We start from the raw sequence: 17360 nt of genomic DNA, 5'->3' as shown, positions 1-17360 counted from the left end.
CCTTTCTTATTTCCTTACTTAGTCCCTGGAGTCATAGAAGACATGCCGGGCACTGATTATGCCGTCTTCGATGTCCAGCAGCCCGAATGAATACTGCTTCTCCCGCCGTTTGTCGGTCGGTGATCCGGGATTAAACAGCAGAATGCCGTTTTCCCTGCGCATCAACGACTGATGAGAATGACCGAATAGAATGCAGTCCACTTCATCGCCTTCAAAAGCGAGCAGTGCATTCCCGTCCGTACCTTTGCGCGAATACGGGGCATGTCCGTGGATCATCCCGATACGCACACCTTCCAGCGTAATGATCTTGCGCTCTCCGAACCGCTGAATAATCTCGGCTCCATCATTATTGCCGGCAATTCCCTCGACCGGCGCGAGCTGCGACAGCATTTCATAGATCTCCAGCGCCACCCAATCGCCGAGATGCAGAATCTGGTCAACATGGCGGAATTCCGCCACAAGCGCCTGCGGCAGCGACTTCGCGTTCCGCGACATATGCGTATCCGATACAACTCCTATTTTCATCAGCTTCAGCTCCCTAATCCCCATATTGCCCGCGCAAGTATCGCAAGCAGCCATAATCATTAATATTCTGCTAATTGTACGATTTGCGCGTGGGAGAAGCAAGTAAACCGGTGGTTTCACTTAAGCGATCGAGTCCAAAATGCAGGATTGCCTCAATAGTTCAGTTCCTTATTCCCGCCAGTTCCACAGCCGAACTTCTCCTACCCGGATATTACTGATCCATGTATTCTCCTCGAGCTTCAGCAGCTCCTTTACCGGACCCGTAACAACAACTCCATACAGCTTAACGCCGTGCTCCCCGAGATAACTTATGGATTCATCCAGATTAATGAATGGGGCTACGTTGTTTGATATTTTTTTATGCTGCTGCATCAGCCGCAAGGTATCCATGAAGTTCTCCTCACGCAAAGCGCCGTCCCCGTAGGATTCAACAACTGGAGAGGCCGAACTGCTTGAAGTCACCTTGCTGAACCAGCCGGTTTTCTCCTCCGAGATCTTTGTTACCTTCATGTCATCGGCATGCCACAGCGGTGTATAAGGAAATCCAAGGGGCGTACCGGCAAAACGTTCACGCGAGAATTGACCGGCATCTGCAGCGAACCACACAGGCAGCAGATTCAATGGCTCCAGCTTCTTCAGCAGCTCATCCGTTGTGTATAACCGGTCTAAAGACAGATAAGCCTCAGCCACGGTGCCCTCGTGCAGCTTCTCCAGCATCCGCCACTCCACCCCGTCGCTGCGCAGACTGCCTGAGTTCTTCCCTGCCTCCGGGTATTGAAAGTAATAATTGCCGCCACTCCGTTCATCCGTCCAGGAGAACTTGCCTATACCGCCCAGCCCCAGCAGAAACGGAGTAGAGTAGCTTCCTACGTCCACCGTTTCCCCGCCGATTTGCTTCAGCAGCTTGCCCGACATTTCCATTCTGAAAAAGAACTTCGCGTTGCTGCTCAAATGGACAATCGTATTCGGGCGGGAAACGGCAATCGCAGAAGATACAACGTCCCTGTAAATGTCTCCACGGTCGCCGGTACTATAGAACACTGCGGTGATAATGCTGCTGATGGTCGAAAATACCAAGAATGCCGCTAGGACAGTAAATGTATTGGCAATACGCGCCCTCCATTTGCCGCGGCGGATAATGCCCTTTTCCCTGCCGGACGCAGATTTCCTCTTGCTTTTTCCCTTACCCTTGCTCTTGCCGTTGGAGAGAACTACCTCCTGATGTTCAGACATGTGGTCTTCCCGTTCCATCAGCTCATCTACATAGACCTGATAGGCCTCCAGCTTCTCCAGCTCTTGCTCCAGTTCAGTCCGTTCCTCTTCCGGCAGCGTCCCCTCGCTGTACTTCCGCAGCTTCTCCTTGAACTCCTCACTCATGCCTGCTCCTCCTCCGCTCTGCCTCCCGCAGCCGCTGTCTGGCGCGGAATAACAATATTTTATATTGAGACAGCCCCACATCCATGATCTCCGCCGCTTCCTTGTAAGACATTCCGTGAAAATCGTACAACAGCAGCGCGTGGCGCTGCCCCTCCGGCAGGCTGTCTACAGACAAGGCCATCTCTTCCAGACGTTCCTGCCGCAGCAGGGTGCCTTCGGTCGTATCCGGATGGGCCAGCTCATTGAAATAACCCGCTTCTTTGGTGACACTCCGGCTCTCTTTCCGCTTGTAATCCACAAAAGCATTATAGGCAACGCGGAACAGCCACGGCTTGATGGTGTCTTCACGGCAATTCTCCAGGTACAGATAAGCCCGGTAAAAAGTCTCCTGCATTAAATCTTCGGCCACATGGTGATCATGACAGAGGGAGCGCAAATAGCGGTAAATATCCTGAACATAACTCTGATAAAGATCATCCAGCGAATTTGGCTTCATTCCCTCCCCCCTTACTCTAACCACGTATAAGATTGGAAAAAGTTACATGGTCAGGATAATATTTTTTGCTGATTAAACAGGTGAGGAGCAAAAGGCCAATCAGATATTCATCCAAGATGAATCAATCACGATAAACCCGGCCCATCGATGCAAAAAATACCGCGTACAATCTTTCGGCAGGCAGACGGGCGCCCTAATCAAGATAATAAAACTCAAATACAAAAAGATAGCCCGGTGTCTCCAGGACCCGGGCTTCTTTGCCAAATAAAATCAGTAAAATCCAATCGTGGACGAGCCGTCCTTCATCCATTCGCGCTTGCGTCCTTTGTCCAGCTCCCCGCGCATTCCGCGGACAAGCGCCTCCACATCGGCTCTGCCGTTCTCATGCCATTCCAGTGCCGCACTGACATACAGCTCGCCAAGCTGGGTCAGAGAGAAATCTCCGGTCAAGCGTGCGGCCAGATCAACTCCCTCATCACCGGCAAAGGTGGAGAAGCCGCGCTGCCGCAAATACTCCAGCCTTAGCTCCTCATTCGGCATTTTGATCTCATAGGCCCGGTCAAAACGTCCGGCGCGGTTCATCAGCCCGGGATCTATCTTCTCCGGATAGTTGGTCGTACCGATCAGAAAGATGCCTTCCTTGGAGGTCGCCCCGTCCAAAGTATTCAGGAAAAAGGATCTGACCTCCTGCGGCATAGAGTCGATGTCCTCAATCACCAGCACCATCGGTGCCAGCCGGGCTGCGGCTTCAAACACCTCGCCTACCGACTCGCTGCTTGTATATTCAGTGATCTGCCAATAGATCACCGGTCCGGGCACACTTCCGGCGATGGACTTGACGAGCGTCGTCTTGCCGTTGCCCGGATGCCCGTAGAGCAGAATCCCCCGTTTATAAGGGATGTCATAGGTCACATAGAAGCTTCGGTCCGAATCGAAAAACTGGTCGAGCGAGCGGTAGATTTCCTTTTTGATCGCGACATCCAGCACCACTTCCTCCCGTCCGACAGAACGGGTGATTGGCTCATCTTCCCGGAAAATACCGTTGCGCCGGTCGGTGAATACCGTCACCTTATTGATATTTTGCTCCCGCTGCCGCGTGCGCACGTTGCTTAGGAAAGCCTGCAGCTGCGCGTCGGAGGCAGCAAATACAAAATCCTGAAAGTTGATGCCGTTCTCCTGAAATACGGGCACCCGTGCCAGCGCCACGCCCATGGCAGGATAAGCCAGCACATTGTTACGGATCGACAGGTGAATATTATACTCCGGCTGCTCCTTGTCATCGTCGTAGACAAAGGTACGGTCCTCCAGCCGGTCAAATATCCGCGCCACATGCTCTACTCCGGGATTGCCGGACTGCACATCAATCTCCAGCAGCTTCCAATACTCACTGTTGGGGTCGTCGCTGGCGTACAGCTCATAGCGGACACCATAGCGGGCATAAAGAGCTTCAAGGATACCGTCTACTAGGCGGGCGTAGACGTCGTACCCCTTGATCATGCCACTCGTGCCTCCATCATATTCGTAAATCACAGCCTGTTTCTTGCACTCCTGCTCCATCCTATTTGGTCCCCTTTATCGCTGCGAGCGGCTTGCACTTGGCCACAACGGCAGCCAGGCCGGCGCCCGTAACGCTTTCTATGATCTCATCTACATTCTTATAGGCTTGGGGAGATTCGTCAATGATAGATTCCAGGGAATGCTGGTTTACTACAATCTCATCTTCTTTGCCTACCTTTAGTGACTGGGAAAATTCATGAACAGACACCAGCCGTTTCGTTGCCGTGCGTGAACGGATCCGCCCTGCGCCATGGCAGATGGAATAAAAGTTCTCTTCCCCTCCGGGCTGGCCGACCATGATATAAGAGGCGGTGCCCATTGAGCCGGGAATCAGCGCCGGGTGACCGGTCGCGGCATAGGGCCGCGGATTGTCCGGATGCTGAGCCGGCAAGGCACGGGTTGCCCCCTTACGGTGCACAAATTTGGTCCCCGAAGAGGTCTCTTCCTTCCAGGCATAATTGTGCATCAGGTCATACAGGGTGCGCAGCTCACATTTTGTGCCGAACACCTCACGGAACGCTTCGCGGACACCGTAGGCGATCAGATGCCGGTTCACGACAGCGTAGTTCAAGGCGGAGTACATCAGATTAACATAACGCTGGCCTTGCGGATGTTCCAGCGGGGCAAAGATCAGGCGCGGATCGGCGCTGCCAAGTCCTAGCTGCCCCATCACCTTGGCGAAGGCCGGGGTGCAGAACTGGTTGACCATGCCGCCCCAGGCCCGTGAGCCGGAATGGATCATCACGGCAACCTGCCCGTCCTGCAGCCCCCAGGCTTCCGCCACCTCCCGCTGTTCCTCCGCAATCTCTATCGCCTGAATCTCGACGAAATGATTGCCTCCTCCAAGGGTACCCAACTGACGGTGTCCGCGGTGCCAGGCCATATCGGGCAGCTCATTCAGGATCTCCTCATCAAACGCCAGCTTGCTGATCTCCACATGGGAAAGCGCGCTTGATTTCTTCGGAGTGTAGCTGTCGGGTACATATTTGCTCGGCAGCCCGTGCAGCCCCTTGCGAACCACATTCTCCAGCCGGATATCGCTGTAATGGCCCCGCTGCTGCGCCTCCATCGGCAAATATTTCTCGATGGCGCGGACCAGCTTTCTCCGTAGCTTAACCTCTCGCAGATCATCCTTGTGCAGATTGGTGAGATGCACGCGCATTCCGCAGCCGATGTCGCTGCCCACGATAGAGGGCGACACATATCCTCCTGCCGCATCCCATACCGCAGTTGTGCCGATGCAGGTGCCGACGCCTACATGCACATCCGGTGTATAGCTCATATATTCAATATTCGGGATTTGCAGGTTGTTGTTCGCCATTTCCATGACCTTATAGTCCAATGTGGCAAATAATTGCCCGCTGGCATAGACCTTCAGGTCGCCTCCCGGAAGAGCCACCCGGTGTTTATATTGCGGCTCATCGAAGCCCGCTTGTTGTGAATTACTATTCATAAGTTATTTTCAATTCCTCTCAAGTTCGTTAATAAGTTAAATTAAATTATTTGTCCGTTCGTGAAATCTTCTGTGTTTCAGGTACGCAAAAAAAGCCGCAGATCAGTTTTGATCCACGGCTCCCGAAGAGCTAATCATTGCTTCAAAATTACCTAACATAATTTAAAGCTTACCCATGTGCAAGAATGCGACAGGATGAGCCAAGGGCGCATCATGTCTCCCGGACGAAGGCGATGAGATCAGATGGTTCATATGCGGTTGTAATGTGGCAAGGCAACAATTCCAGTACAATAGTTCCAATCATGGCCCATCGGCCTCCCTTCTCTAAATGATAAACCCAATAATATATGGCTCTGCTGCAGATTGTCAACCCTTATATTGGAAGTCTTGTCCTCCAGGCTGCAAAAAAAGCTGCAAAATCTACTGAATTCTACGGTTCCCTGCGCAAAAAATACATCAAAAGGACTATTTCCCCTGCACGCAAAAAAAGAAGACACCCTCTCAGGCGCCCTCTTCATAGGTTATTTCTTTATTTGAATTTATGCCAATCCTGTTTGCTGTTCTCCAGCAAATGGGCAAAATCATTCTCCAGCCGCTTCTGCTCGGCTTTCCGCTGATCCTCTACCGCTTTGCGGGCTACCTCTTTCTTGTCATTCTCCTCGGCTTTGAGCGCATCGGACTGCGCCTTCAGCTTGTCGAGCACATCACTGCTGAGGAGATCCCGGAGTGTTGCCGGAGCATCCGATGCAGCGGGACGTGGAGCAGGGGTTATTTTCTTTTTTTTGGCCATGTAGCTCATCCTTTCGGGCATTGCATGTAGTTCGAATTTGTTTTAGTTATTGGTCTTTTCGTTTATAATGTTCAGTAAGAGGTGAGCCTTATGAAATCCCTAGATTTGTGTCCAAAGTTACAGAAAAGCATGGATATTATCGGCAGACGTTGGACAGGCTTAATCATCTATCAGCTCCTTCAGGGACCACAGCGCTTCAGTGTTATCGAGTCTTCTCTGCCCGTTAGCGGCAGACTTTTATCCGAACGGCTTAAGGAACTGGAGCTGGAAGGCATTGTCCTCCGCGAAGTATTTCCCGAGACACCCGTAAGAATTCAATACTCCTTGACGGATAAAGGGCGGGCGCTGGAATCGGTCATCCGTGACCTGCAGGAATGGTCAGAATTCTGGATTGAACCGGAAGGCTGCGGGCCTGAAGGAATGCCTCCAGAGTAAGCGTTGGCCCCTCATACTGCACAAACAACGGTGAGCTGTATCTTACAGCTTGCGGCCGATAATGACCAGATCGCGTGGAATGCCCTCCATTTCAGCAACTCCAGGCATCAGTCCCCATTGTTCAAAGCCAAATTTCCGTAGCAGAGCCAGGCTGGGCTCGTTGTGGCCGAATACAAAACCAACTAAATTCTGAAGACCAAGGCGCGGGCATTCTTCCAGTGCCTTGGTCAGCAGGATACTCCCGGCACCGCTGCCGCGGAACTTCCCGCTTACATATACACTGACTTCTGCGGTTCCATTATAGGCGGGACGGCCATAGAACGACTGGAAGCTGAACCAGGCGGCAACCTCGCCACCCTGCTTCAGTACCCACAGCGGGCGGTGATGGCTGTTATGCTCATGGAACCAGTGCAAGCGGTCCTCCACCCGAACCGGCTCCAGGTCGGCAGTAACCATCCGTCCGGCTACCGTCGAATTATAAATCTCCACAATTGCCCCTAAATCCTCTAGTGTTGCATCTTCAATGCTGTAATTGTGCCAAGCCATTCTTCATATCCTCCTAAAAGTTGTGTAAGCCCTTATCTGCTCCGGTCTGTTGCAGGCTCCACTGCCACAAACGCTCGGCATCTTCCTGACTCAGTGCCCGCGGTGACAGTTCTTTGATCTTTCGGCGGTAATAATATTGTCCGGTCACTCCCAGCAGTTCCGGCGCCGTCGCCAGATAGATAGCCGTGTCCGCCCCCTGCTCAGGTGTCAGGAAGAAATAGGACAACAGCTTGAGCACCGAGCGGCCAAAGCCTGTCTCCCGGTTAACCCCGATGTTGGTCCCCACAGCACCCGGATGTACGGCATTAACCGTAACCTCCGTGCCCTGCAGGCGCTTGGCCAGCTCTCTCGTAAAAAGGATATTAGCCAGCTTGGAACGCGCGTAAGCCTTGACCGGATTGAAACCGCCCGACAGAGTATGATCGTTCAAATACAGCTTTCCGATCTTGTAGGCCCCGGAAGCAACGACCACGATCCTGCCTTGCTCTGCCGCCTTTAGCTGATCCAGCAGCAGACGGGTCAGCAAGAAGTGTCCCAAATGGTTCACGCCAAAGTCCTGCTCGAAGCCGTCCGCCGTAAGCTCACGTCTAACGGCCACTACACCGGCATTGTTAATCAATACGTCGAGTATGGGGTGGCTCGCCTTGAATTCCGCTGCAAACCCGCGTATGCTCTGAAACGAAGCCAAATCGCATAACATCAGCGTGATATGGTCAGATCCGCTCTCCCGCTTGGCTTCCGCAAGCGCCTCTTCCCCGCGCTTGCGGCTGCGGCAGGCCATCACCACCGTTGCTCCCTGGCGGGCCATTTCAATCGTCGTTGCCAATCCCATCCCGGAGTTGCCTCCGGTTACAAGCACCGTCTTTCCATTCATGGCCAATCCCCTCTCTAGCAACCTGCCAATTACAACTGCCAGCCTGGCCTTTCCACAGCATATGTTTTAAGATTATGTTACATCAAATCAGGTCCACAAGAAAAGCCTTTCAGTACATATGGCTATTCAGTTGTGTGAATCGCTCGTCCAGATTGCTGCAGTCCTGTAATTGTATCAATTTGAATAAGATACGGTGTCAATCGAAGGAGTACAGGATACATCAGCCGGCAATCAGCATCTAGCGGCTCAGACTGTCTCGCGGACTCAGGAGACATTATTCTGTACAATAAGGACTCCTGACTCTTCGAACGGACACCAGCGCCGCTATCTCATTGAAAATGGGTAGTCTAACCCGTTTTCCAGGCAAATAAGGGCTATGCAGTCCGCGTGGAGTGCTGGTCATTGGATTTGAACCAAATAAAGAACATACAGTCCGCCGAACAGAAACAGCACCAAAACACATGCTCAGGGATATACGATTGGCGGGGTACGCAACGCGTACTCAAAGATACACGATTAGCGGGTTACGCATCGCATGCTCAAAGATACACGATTGGCGGGGTACACATCGCATGCTCAAAGATACACGATTGGTGGGGTACGCAACGCATGCTCAAAGTTTCACGATTGGCGGGGTACGCAACGCATGCTCAAAGATACACGATTTGCGGGGAACCCATCACATGCTCAAAGTTTCACGATTGGCGGGGTACACATCGCATGCTCAAAGATACACGATTGGCGGGGTACGCATCGCATGCGGAGGAAGGCTAGGTCATCCTGCTGGCTCCGGACCGCAAGGTCCCGAACGGAACGCCGATTGCTAACTGAGAAAACTTATATGGAGGTGAATTCGGGAATCCTATTCCCGGAGCTGAACTATGAATATTGGCCCAAATGTTATCGTACTAACTGTCCCCATGATCTCACCCGTAATGGGCCCTACCAAGATTTATCCGGTGCTGCTGAAGGATGGGGAGGACTTGACCCTCATAGACACCGGCATGTTCGGCCAATATGATGCTCTGCTGCAAGCTATAGAGCAAGCGGGCGAACAGCTTTCAAGCATTAAACGCATCATCCTCACCCATCAGGATATTGATCATATCGGCAATCTCCCTTTGCTCGTGCAGAAGCTCCCAGGCGTTGAGCTATTCGCCCATCCGGGCGATATTCCGGCAATCACGAACAGCCAGCCGATGCTGAAGATGAATCCGCAGCGGGTCGCGCAGATGCCGGAGGCATTTCAGGAGCAGTTCCATGCGTTTCTGGAGCAGCTGGCACAGCTCGGCAGCTTCACGGAGCTGCATGACGGCCAGCGGCTGCCGTGGGGCGGCGGCATCGAAATTATTCATACCCCCGGCCATACACCGGGGCATATCTGCCTTTATGTGCAGGAACAAGCGCTGCTGCTGGCAGTCGATGAGCTGCTCGTCGTAGACGGACAGCTGACCGGACCGGCAGTGTCGGCCACACCGGACATGCCGCAGGCGCTGCGCAGCCTGCACAAGCTGGAAGGACGGTTAATCCAGTCCGTCCTGTGTTACCACGGCGGACTCTACGACGGCAGTCCGCAGGAGCTTATCAACCAATTGACGGATGCGCTCTAACAGAGTATCTCCAGCTATAGTCCAGACATAAATCAGGCCCGCAAGTAGAGTAATCTACGAGCGGGCCTGATTTTTGCTCATGACAGGATTTTAAACGAGGAGCGGCACTAGGCTCATTTCCAGTTTGGCTTCAGGGCAATCAGCTTGTCGTCATTGTTTCCGGGCTCGCCCCTGCCATCCCGGTTATTCGTCATTACATATAAGGTACCATCCGGCCCCTCTGCCACATTGCGGAGCCGGCCCCATTTCTCCTGGAACAATGCTGTTGCCTTAGCCTTCCCGCCTCCGGACGACGGGGAAATCCACAGCAGCTGTTCTCCGGCCAGCCCGGCAACCAGCAGTTCGCCGCTCCATGGTCCCTGTGTAATAAAAGCCATTCCCGACGGAGCCCAGGTTTGGCTGCCGCTATGCAGCAGCGGAAGCCTCAGACTCACTGCATCTTTGCCTGCGGTTTCATCGCCTTCAATAAGCGGCCAGCCGTAATTGGCGCCTGCCTCAATGATATTGATTTCGTCATGACTGGACTGGCCATGCTCCGAGCTGTAAAGCACTCCAGTGTCCGGCTGCCAGGCCAATCCTTGCGGGTTGCGGTGGCCCCAGCTGTAGACGGGAGAATCCGGCCAAGGGTTATCCTGCGGGATGGACCCGTCAAGGGAGATTCGCAGGATTTTTCCGCCCAGACTGTGCTTATCCTGTGCCAGCTCCGGCTTATAACGTTCACCGGCAGTGACGTACAGATATCCGTCCGGTCCTACTTTAATCCTTCCGCCGTTATGATTGGTGTCTCCAGGGATGCCATCCAGCATCACCTTGTTAATCTCCGCTTTGCCGCTGCTGATCTTGAGCCGCAGTACACGGTTCTGCACTCCGCCGTCTGCATGGAGATAGGAATGGTAGACGTAGGCATACCCGTTGCTTCCAAACGCCGGATCCAGTGCAAGTCCCAAGAGACCACCCTCCCCCTTGCTGACAAACGGCGCAAGAAGCTCCAGCAGCGGAGCCTTTCTCAGTTTACCGTTCTCTATCACCCGCAGGCTGCCGGGCCGTTCAGTTAAAAAAATCCGCCCATCCGGAGCAAATGCCATTTCCCAAGGGACATTCAGCCCCGTTGCTACTGTTTGAGCGGTATAGGGGAAGGATGCTTTGGACTTTACAGAAGCTGTTGTTGCAGGATCCTCGGATACTGTTATTGGAACCTGCACCTCTGCCTGCTGACCCGATTTTCCATCCGCTGTATTATTTGACGGAGAAACCAAGGATGGATCTGCGCTCTCTGCAGGGTTTCCCAGAGGCGCGGCCCTGCACTCTTCAGCGTTTCCCCCGCATTACTGGTTTCGGAAGAAGCTCTGCATGCTGACAACCCTCCTGTCAGCAGGATCATCATACAGCACCCTAGAAGGCTGTGGTGGACTTTTCTTTTGCCGGAAATGGCTGTCACCTCCTGAAAGAATATATGAGCACTGGCTTTAAAGCTTGTTATGTTCAGTCTACAATCAATTTGGGCAACTATTACCCGGCCTTGCGGTTTGCTAAACCCTTTGGTCAAGCAAATCTACAGAGACGTGCACCCTGCCGGCTAATGATCTATAATGAAAACATTGCTTTTTTTATCGTGATCACGAAAGGGGAACACCTGAAATGAATGAGGCTCTACAAAGTTTGGCTGGGGGAATGGCGGGAGAAGGGCTGGACGCTCTGCTCGTCACCGATCCCAAACATGTCTACTACTTGACCGGGTTTGCCAGCAATCCCCATGAACGTTTTCTTGGCCTGCTGCTGATTCGCGGAGAGGAGCCCGTCCTGATTGTTCCGGCACTGGATGCCGAAGCAGCTCATGCGGCTTCCTCCGTCACGACGATCCTGACACACAGCGATACTGATAATCCGTATGAGCTGCTAAAGTCGCAATTTGGCGGCAAAACACCTGGCACACTCGGCATAGAGAAAGAGCATTTCTCCGTAAGCCGGTATGAGCTGCTCGCCGATTCTGTGCCTGCAGCGCAATTTAGCGATATCGGTCCCCTGCTCCGGGCGATGCGCGCCAAGAAGACACCGGAGGAAGTCAGCCGGATGAAACATGCCGCCGGGCTGGTGGAGGAGGTTCTGCGCCGCGGTCTAAACCATGTGAAAAGCGGAGTCAGCGAAATTGAGCTGGTAGCCGAGCTGGAATATCTGATGAAAAAGGTCGGCGCCTCCGGTCCTTCCTTCGACACTATGGTCCTCAGTGGTTCTAACACTGCCCTTCCGCATGGTGTGCCGGGAGACCGCATCATCCAGCCGGGTGATTTTCTGATGTTCGACCTTGGCGTATATGCCGCCGGGTATGCTTCCGACATCACACGGACCTTTGCCGTGGAGGAAGCGGACAGCAAGCTGACCGAAATCTACAACACGGTGCTGGCCGCTAACCTGTCAGGCATTGCTGCTTCCCGGGCAGGAGCTACCTTCGGCTCAGTGGACCGGGCAGCGCGTGAAGTGATCGAAAATGCGGGGTACGGGGAATATTTCATGCACCGTGTCGGCCATGGACTTGGCATGGATACCCATGAGTATCCTTCCCTTCACGGTTTAAATACGGATATTATCGAGAACGGCAACGTATTCACCGTGGAACCGGGCATCTATGTGCCGGGCGTAGGCGGTGTACGTATTGAAGATGATGTCTTTATTACGGCAGAAGGTCCCGTAACGCTGACCAGCTTCCCGAAAGAGCTGACTATCCTCCATTTGTAACAGCAGTCCAATATAAGATATGTCCATCAAAAAAAGCAGTGAGCCGGCCCCATAACGGGAGACTCACTGCTTTTTTATGGTCACAACCTATGAAATGCTGCGGCTATCCGCAGCCTTCAGGGCCGGCTCTTCCTCTTCGGCAAACTTAAAGGAGCGGGCAATGTAAAGGATTGGCGTGCCTGCACCGGTCAGCAGGAATTTCACTACATAAGTAGTCAGCAGAATTTCGATCCACACCTGCATATCGAATCTGCCGGCAAACGCAATGGTGCAAAAAATCAGCGTATCAACAAACGAGCTGATCATCGTACTGCCGTTGGAGCGGATCCAAAGCTGGCGCGAGGTGCTGTAGTATTTGCGGATCCACGAATACAGGCGCACGTCGAGGAACTGGCTGATGAAATAGGCAGCAAGGCTTCCCAGCGCCAGACGCGGCATCAGTCCAAAGATCGTTTCCAGCGAGGTCTGGAAAATGGGATCTCCCTGCGGTTTGAACACCAGCGCCATCTGCATAATCACCGTAGTCATCAGCAGGGTGAAAAAACCGAACCATACGGCATTGCGCGCTTCCTTCCTCCCGTACCTTTCATTAAGCAAATCGCTGGTCATATACAGCGTCACATACATCGTATTGCCCAGCGTCATCACGATGTCCAGCGGCATAGCAATCGTCTTGGCCACTTGAATATTGGCGATGACCGTAGCAACTCCAACCCAGGCATACAGCCCCTTTTTACCAAAGAGACGGTAACAGAGCAGAAATAGGCCGAAGTTGACAATAACGAACAAAATTCCCCAAAACAAATTAAACATTTTTCTATACTTCCTCCTAGTTTTGGTTACGCGGGATGGTTACGAACCGCGGATATTTTGTTTATAGGAACAAAACATTAATACTCTACCATATAAAAAGCTAACATTCTATGATAATTTTAAATTTTCAGAAAAGAAGAATGATGTCACTTATTTTCGGTAAACTAATGATTCATTCGATAATTATTCATATTTTTCTGAAAAATATGCGTTATAATTCAAAATTTTCACTATTCAACCGAAGGTTAATTCTATAGAATAGTTATCAATCATATCCCCGGAACGATAGCCTGATATATGACCAACATCAATGGAGTATATAGCTGTGTGCCCGCTTATAAGCGTTGGCATGGGATCGATGCATTCAAATAGAAAAGGAGAGAATGGATATGTCACGCTTAAAGAATTCAATCAGCCGCAAATTTACACTTTTGTTGTTTGTCGTCCTATTGCTCACATCTCTTGTGTTAAGTATCAGCTTCTACTTTATATCAATGAGTACCATCGACGGCTACGTAATGCCGCAAATTAACAAGCTTCTGACCGGGGCCGCTCAGGATGTCTACAAGAATTTGAACGCAACCCACGCCCAGCAGACCCTGAGTAAGAGTGCACAGGCCACCACGAATGTCGAATACTATTTCCAGGAAAAAAGAAAGCTGCATGATGTGGAGACCATTTTCCTCATCGAAATGAAAGATGGAAAGGCCACCGTACTGGCCGCAGATCACGGCTCAAAGCTGAAGGCTGAAGAAAGCCTTAAGGTATTGCCCGCTATGGAACAAGCCGCTAAAGGAAAAACGGGGCTCAGTGAAATCTATAGTGACAGTCACGGTATACATAAGACCGCCTATGTCAGTGTTCCCGGCAGCAGGATGGTCATCGGAGTAAGTTCAGACGTTGGTTTTGTTGAAGACAAGATAAACAGCATCGTTTGGGCAAGTATAGGAATTACACTGCTGTCGCTGATCATTGGAACCGCCGCCGCGACCTTCATGAGCCGGAGAATCACGCGGCCGCTCTCTCAGCTTACCGCTTACAGCAATAAGCTCGCTGCCGGTGATTTCACGCAGAATCTCGTTATTAAGGGCAACGATGAGGTCGGCCAGTTGTCAGTGAGCTTCCAAAGTATGGGACAACGGCTTAAGGAAATGATCGGGCAGGTTCTCGATACTTCAGGCAGTGTCGTCGCCGATGCCAATGATCTGAAAGCGCGTGTTGAAGTGCTGGGTGAAATGGCCGAGCGTTCGGCACTATCCGTTACGGAGATCGGCAAAGGCAGTACAACTATTGCCAGCAGCGCACTGGAGAACTCCAGAGCCATGGAAGAAATCAATTTCGGCATTCAGCATATCGCATCCGCAGCCGGTGAAGTCACTGAGCAGATCAGTGAAGCTTCAGCGGAAGCCATGGGCGGCAATGAGATTGCCCAGAGTGCCGTACAGCAAATGCGTCAGGTGGAGCATGCCTCTCAGAAGTCGCTGGAGCAGTTCCGCATCATGAATGAACGTTCCCTGATGATTGGCGGGGTTGTCCAGGGCATCACCGAAATAACCAAGCAGATTCAGATGCTGTCGCTGAATGCTTCCATTGAAGCGGCACGCGCAGGCGAGCATGGCCGCGGTTTTGCTGTTGTAGCTGGAGAAGTCCGCAAGTTGTCCGAGCAGTCCAAGGAATCCAATGAGCAGATCCGTGACTTCCTGCTTAGCCTGCAGGAGGATATGAACCGTTCAGTGGAAGAAATGAATCATGTGAACTTGGAAGTAGCCTCGGGCGTAGGCAAAGTGGTGGAAGCCAGCAATGCCTTTAATCAGCTGCTTATTCTTATTCAGAGCATCAATCACAGCATTCAGTCCGTATCTGCCGCCACCCAGCAGATTTCGGCCGGCACCGAAGAAGTAAGCGCCTCAGTGGAGGAAACTGCACAAATTACCGCCAATTCGCAAGCAAGCGCAGAATTGCTTGCCGAGAACTCCTCACGGCAGCATGAGGAGCTGGATGGCAACTCCCTGACCGTGGAGCATCTGCATGAACAAGCGGTCAAGCTTCAGGAAGCTGTGAAACAGTTCAAGATTTAAAAAGAACCCGCTTCTTTCGAACCCTATCAAAAGGCAGTCCACAGCTTATCAGAGCTTGGACTGCCTTTTTGTCAGGTTGCGCTGCAATTTAAAAAAGCTATTCAGATCAGTGTCTCGGTGCCCACAGAATAACCGATACCCCAATCACACAAATACCTGCACCGATCCAGTCATACAGATCCGGTGTCTTCTTGTCCACCAGCCAGCCCCAAAGAACGGCAAGCACGATGAACACACCGCCATAGGCGGCGTACACCCTGCCGAAAGAAGGGAACTTCTGCAAGGTGGGGACGATGCCGTACGCAATCAGAATTAGTGCACCAACGAGGCCGTACCAGAGCGGCCGCGACTCCCGCAGCCACAGCCAGATTAAATAACCGCCGCCGATTTCAGCCAGACCGGCAACAATAAACAGCAGAACCGCCAGCACCATTCTTACCCCTCTTCTCCGGGAAGACCCATTATTCTGTAAACCGCCCTCATATCAAGGCTTGCTCTTACGGCATCCGCCAGGCGGTCGAATTCCTGCTCGCGGAGCGCTGCCGACGAGAAGGTCCTGGCCAGCGGGGCAAGACCTTTGCCCTGCCGTATCCCGTCAAGCCAGGCTCTGCGCAGGCTATCATTATGAAACAAACCATGCAGATAAGTTCCCCATATCTTGCCGTCCGGCGTACCCCAACCTTCAGGCAACGTCTCCCCTTCCGGTCCCGTCAGGCGGAACAGGCTTCTGACGCCTGCACCTTCATGATTCGTCGTGGTACCCATATGGATCTCATATCCGGCAACGGGAATTTCCTCAGCTGCTCCGGGGTCAAGGCCGCATAATTGCAGCGGATGACCATCAGCCAGCGTGCCGCTTACACGCACCGTCGTCTTATGCGGCAGAAATTCTGTGGACAGGGGCAGATAGCCCAGCCCGTCACTATCCCCCGGCTCCGCATTTTCAACAGCATGCGGATCGAGCAGCTTCCGCCCCAGCATCTGGTATCCTCCGCAAATCCCGGTAAGCTGCAGAGTTCCGTGCTCAAGCGCATACATTATTGCTTCAGGGAAGCCCTGCTCCCGCAAATAATTCAGGTCTGCCGCCGTATTCTTCGTGCCCGGCAGAATGATGGCATCCGGTGTGCCCAGCTCCTCTACAGAGGTCACATAACGTACAGCGGTATCCGGCTCGTCCTCCAGCGGATCGAAATCGGTGAAGTTCGATATTCTCGGATAGCGGATGACCGCAATATCCAGCTCCTTCGCGCTGCCGGGCTGCATACGGCCCGAAGTCCCTTCCAGTACTACGGAATCCTCCGCCTCTATCCGCAGCTGCGGCAGAAACGGCAGCACACCAAGCACCGGGATCCCGGTGCGCTGCTCCAGCCAATCCAGACCGGGCTGCAGCAAGGACAGATCTCCGCGGAATTTATTGATAATGAAACCTTTGACACGCGCCCGCTCATGCGGCTCCAAGAGTTCGAGTGTACCGACCAGAAAGGCGAATACGCCGCCTCTGTCAATGTCTGCGATCAGCAGCACCGGCGCATCCGCCCAGCCTGCGAGATTCATATTGACGATATCCCGCGCCTTCAGGTTGATCTCGGCCGGGCTTCCCGCCCCTTCCATCAGCACGATATCATAAGCTGCCCGCAGACGATCCAGCGCGTCCAGCACCGTCCCTTTGGCTTCCGGCAGAAACTTCTCGCGGTATTCCCGCGCGCTCAGCGCCGTGTGCGGTACACCATGGACGACGATTTGCGCACTCATCTCGCCCGAAGGCTTCAGCAGAATCGGATTCATGTCGCTGGTAGCCGTAATGCCGAACGCTTCGGCCTGCATGCCCTGGGCACGCCCGATTTCTTTGCCGTCCACGGTGACATAGGAATTCAGCGCCATATTCTGCGACTTGAAAGGCGCCGTCCGGTAGCCGTCCTGTGTCATAATCCGCCCGATGGCTGCAGTGACGAGGCTCTTGCCGACATCCGAAGCCGTTCCCTGCATCATTAGCACGGCCGCCCGCTGTTTCCTCTCTTGTGTGTCCGCTTGGTTCTTCATGCTCTTCTCCCCGCTTTCTTCCTGCTGCCGGAG

The 17360-nt window shown here is 52.9% G+C and carries 16 protein-coding genes; 4 read left to right on the top strand and 12 right to left on the bottom strand.

Features of this window, described 5'->3' with window-relative positions:
• Nucleotides 1-18: 18 nt before the first annotated feature.
• From NST99_RS06680 to NST99_RS06655, 6 genes are all read right to left on the bottom strand, one after another.
• On the bottom strand, nt 19-525 hold the full coding sequence (locus NST99_RS06680; RefSeq protein ID WP_341090532.1) for a metallophosphoesterase family protein: 507 nt from the start codon (nt 523-525) through the stop codon (nt 19-21).
• A 168-nt stretch (nt 526-693) separates the two neighbouring features.
• Nucleotides 694-1902: an anti-sigma factor gene (locus tag NST99_RS06675; protein ID WP_341090530.1), complete on the bottom strand. Its 1209-nt coding sequence runs from the start codon at nt 1900-1902 to the stop codon at nt 694-696.
• The gene (locus NST99_RS06670) at nt 1895-2398 is read right to left on the bottom strand and encodes a sigma-70 family RNA polymerase sigma factor (RefSeq protein WP_076112666.1); all 504 of its coding nucleotides are present in this window, start codon (nt 2396-2398) and stop codon (nt 1895-1897) included. The genes NST99_RS06675 and NST99_RS06670 overlap by 8 nt, the downstream gene beginning before the upstream one ends.
• Before the next feature lie 270 nt (nt 2399-2668).
• The gene (locus tag NST99_RS06665; RefSeq protein ID WP_341090529.1) at nt 2669-3955 is read right to left on the bottom strand and encodes an ATP-binding protein; all 1287 of its coding nucleotides are present in this window, start codon (nt 3953-3955) and stop codon (nt 2669-2671) included.
• Between the two features lies 1 nt (nt 3956).
• A complete protein-coding gene (locus NST99_RS06660) occupies nt 3957-5408 on the bottom strand; it encodes an RtcB family protein (protein ID WP_341090528.1) in 1452 nt (483 codons plus the stop codon).
• Between the two features lie 529 nt (nt 5409-5937).
• Entirely contained in the window at nt 5938-6198 is a 261-nt protein-coding gene (locus NST99_RS06655) for a YqkE family protein (protein WP_341090526.1), read from the bottom strand.
• Nucleotides 6199-6288: 90 nt separating this feature from the next.
• Here NST99_RS06655 and NST99_RS06650 point away from each other — a divergent pair, with 90 nt between their 5' ends.
• Nucleotides 6289-6633 carry a winged helix-turn-helix transcriptional regulator gene (locus NST99_RS06650; protein WP_341090523.1) on the top strand — a complete coding sequence of 115 codons (345 nt, stop codon included), beginning with the start codon at nt 6289-6291 and terminating at the stop codon, nt 6631-6633.
• Between the two features lie 42 nt (nt 6634-6675).
• On the opposite strand, the gene NST99_RS06645 is transcribed toward NST99_RS06650, so the two are convergent.
• Both NST99_RS06645 and NST99_RS06640 read right to left on the bottom strand, forming a co-directional pair.
• Nucleotides 6676-7179: a GNAT family N-acetyltransferase gene (locus NST99_RS06645; protein ID WP_341090522.1), complete on the bottom strand. Its 504-nt coding sequence runs from the start codon at nt 7177-7179 to the stop codon at nt 6676-6678.
• Nucleotides 7180-7192: 13 nt separating this feature from the next.
• Nucleotides 7193-8053 (bottom strand): SDR family oxidoreductase, encoded by an 861-nt coding sequence (locus NST99_RS06640; protein WP_341090521.1) that lies wholly within the window; start codon nt 8051-8053, stop codon nt 7193-7195.
• A gap of 881 nt (nt 8054-8934) precedes the next feature.
• On the opposite strand from NST99_RS06640, the gene NST99_RS06635 reads away from it, so the two are divergent.
• Nucleotides 8935-9663: an MBL fold metallo-hydrolase gene (locus NST99_RS06635; protein ID WP_341090520.1), complete on the top strand. Its 729-nt coding sequence runs from the start codon at nt 8935-8937 to the stop codon at nt 9661-9663.
• 113 nt (nt 9664-9776) lie between these two features.
• Here NST99_RS06635 and NST99_RS06630 read toward each other — a convergent pair whose 3' ends face one another.
• Nucleotides 9777-10919 (bottom strand): PQQ-dependent sugar dehydrogenase, encoded by a 1143-nt coding sequence (locus NST99_RS06630; RefSeq protein WP_341090519.1) that lies wholly within the window; start codon nt 10917-10919, stop codon nt 9777-9779.
• Nucleotides 10920-11301: 382 nt separating this feature from the next.
• Between NST99_RS06630 and NST99_RS06625 the strand changes: the two genes are divergently transcribed.
• Nucleotides 11302-12396, top strand: a complete 1095-nt coding sequence (locus tag NST99_RS06625) for a M24 family metallopeptidase (RefSeq protein ID WP_341090518.1) — start codon at nt 11302-11304, stop codon at nt 12394-12396.
• A gap of 87 nt (nt 12397-12483) precedes the next feature.
• Here NST99_RS06625 and NST99_RS06620 read toward each other — a convergent pair whose 3' ends face one another.
• A complete protein-coding gene (locus NST99_RS06620) occupies nt 12484-13209 on the bottom strand; it encodes a queuosine precursor transporter (RefSeq protein WP_341090517.1) in 726 nt (241 codons plus the stop codon).
• A gap of 494 nt (nt 13210-13703) precedes the next feature.
• Here NST99_RS06620 and NST99_RS06615 point away from each other — a divergent pair, with 494 nt between their 5' ends.
• Nucleotides 13704-15287: a methyl-accepting chemotaxis protein gene (locus NST99_RS06615; RefSeq protein WP_341090514.1), complete on the top strand. Its 1584-nt coding sequence runs from the start codon at nt 13704-13706 to the stop codon at nt 15285-15287.
• Nucleotides 15288-15393: 106 nt separating this feature from the next.
• Here the strand turns inward: NST99_RS06615 and NST99_RS06610 are convergent, their stop codons facing one another.
• Both NST99_RS06610 and NST99_RS06605 read right to left on the bottom strand, forming a co-directional pair.
• Complete coding sequence (locus NST99_RS06610; RefSeq protein ID WP_341090513.1) at nt 15394-15720, bottom strand: YnfA family protein; 327 nt, start codon at nt 15718-15720, stop codon at nt 15394-15396.
• Nucleotides 15721-15722: 2 nt separating this feature from the next.
• The gene (locus NST99_RS06605) at nt 15723-17327 is read right to left on the bottom strand and encodes a cobyric acid synthase (protein ID WP_341090512.1); all 1605 of its coding nucleotides are present in this window, start codon (nt 17325-17327) and stop codon (nt 15723-15725) included.
• Nucleotides 17328-17360: the final 33 nt, after the last annotated feature.

Origin of the sequence: Paenibacillus sp. FSL L8-0470 (genome assembly GCF_038008625.1) — a bacterium.
GTDB lineage: Bacteria > Bacillota > Bacilli > Paenibacillales > Paenibacillaceae > Paenibacillus_AQ.
Note: the sequence above shows the minus strand (reverse complement) of the source record. Positions and strands in the feature narration are given on the sequence as shown.

Bases quoted from the DNA above. Each gene is read 5' to 3' on its own strand.
- NST99_RS06625 (WP_341090518.1), top strand. From the start codon at position 11,302: ATGAATGAGGCTCTACAAAGTTTGGCTGGGGGAATGGCGGGAGAAGGG.
- NST99_RS06615 (WP_341090514.1), top strand. From the start codon at position 13,704: ATGAGTACCATCGACGGCTACGTAATGCCGCAAATTAACAAGCTTCTG.
- NST99_RS06680 (WP_341090532.1), bottom strand. From the start codon at position 525: ATGAAAATAGGAGTTGTATCGGATACGCATATGTCGCGGAACGCGAAG.
- NST99_RS06655 (WP_341090526.1), bottom strand. From the start codon at position 6,198: ATGGCCAAAAAAAAGAAAATAACCCCTGCTCCACGTCCCGCTGCATCG.
- NST99_RS06670 (WP_076112666.1), bottom strand. From the start codon at position 2,398: ATGAAGCCAAATTCGCTGGATGATCTTTATCAGAGTTATGTTCAGGAT.
- NST99_RS06660 (WP_341090528.1), bottom strand. From the start codon at position 5,408: ATGAATAGTAATTCACAACAAGCGGGCTTCGATGAGCCGCAATATAAA.
- NST99_RS06650 (WP_341090523.1), top strand. From the start codon at position 6,289: ATGAAATCCCTAGATTTGTGTCCAAAGTTACAGAAAAGCATGGATATT.
- NST99_RS06610 (WP_341090513.1), bottom strand. From the start codon at position 15,720: ATGGTGCTGGCGGTTCTGCTGTTTATTGTTGCCGGTCTGGCTGAAATC.
- NST99_RS06605 (WP_341090512.1), bottom strand. From the start codon at position 17,327: ATGAAGAACCAAGCGGACACACAAGAGAGGAAACAGCGGGCGGCCGTG.
- NST99_RS06640 (WP_341090521.1), bottom strand. From the start codon at position 8,053: ATGAATGGAAAGACGGTGCTTGTAACCGGAGGCAACTCCGGGATGGGA.
- NST99_RS06645 (WP_341090522.1), bottom strand. From the start codon at position 7,179: ATGGCTTGGCACAATTACAGCATTGAAGATGCAACACTAGAGGATTTA.
- NST99_RS06620 (WP_341090517.1), bottom strand. From the start codon at position 13,209: ATGTTTAATTTGTTTTGGGGAATTTTGTTCGTTATTGTCAACTTCGGC.
- NST99_RS06665 (WP_341090529.1), bottom strand. From the start codon at position 3,955: ATGGAGCAGGAGTGCAAGAAACAGGCTGTGATTTACGAATATGATGGA.
- NST99_RS06635 (WP_341090520.1), top strand. From the start codon at position 8,935: ATGAATATTGGCCCAAATGTTATCGTACTAACTGTCCCCATGATCTCA.
- NST99_RS06675 (WP_341090530.1), bottom strand. From the start codon at position 1,902: ATGAGTGAGGAGTTCAAGGAGAAGCTGCGGAAGTACAGCGAGGGGACG.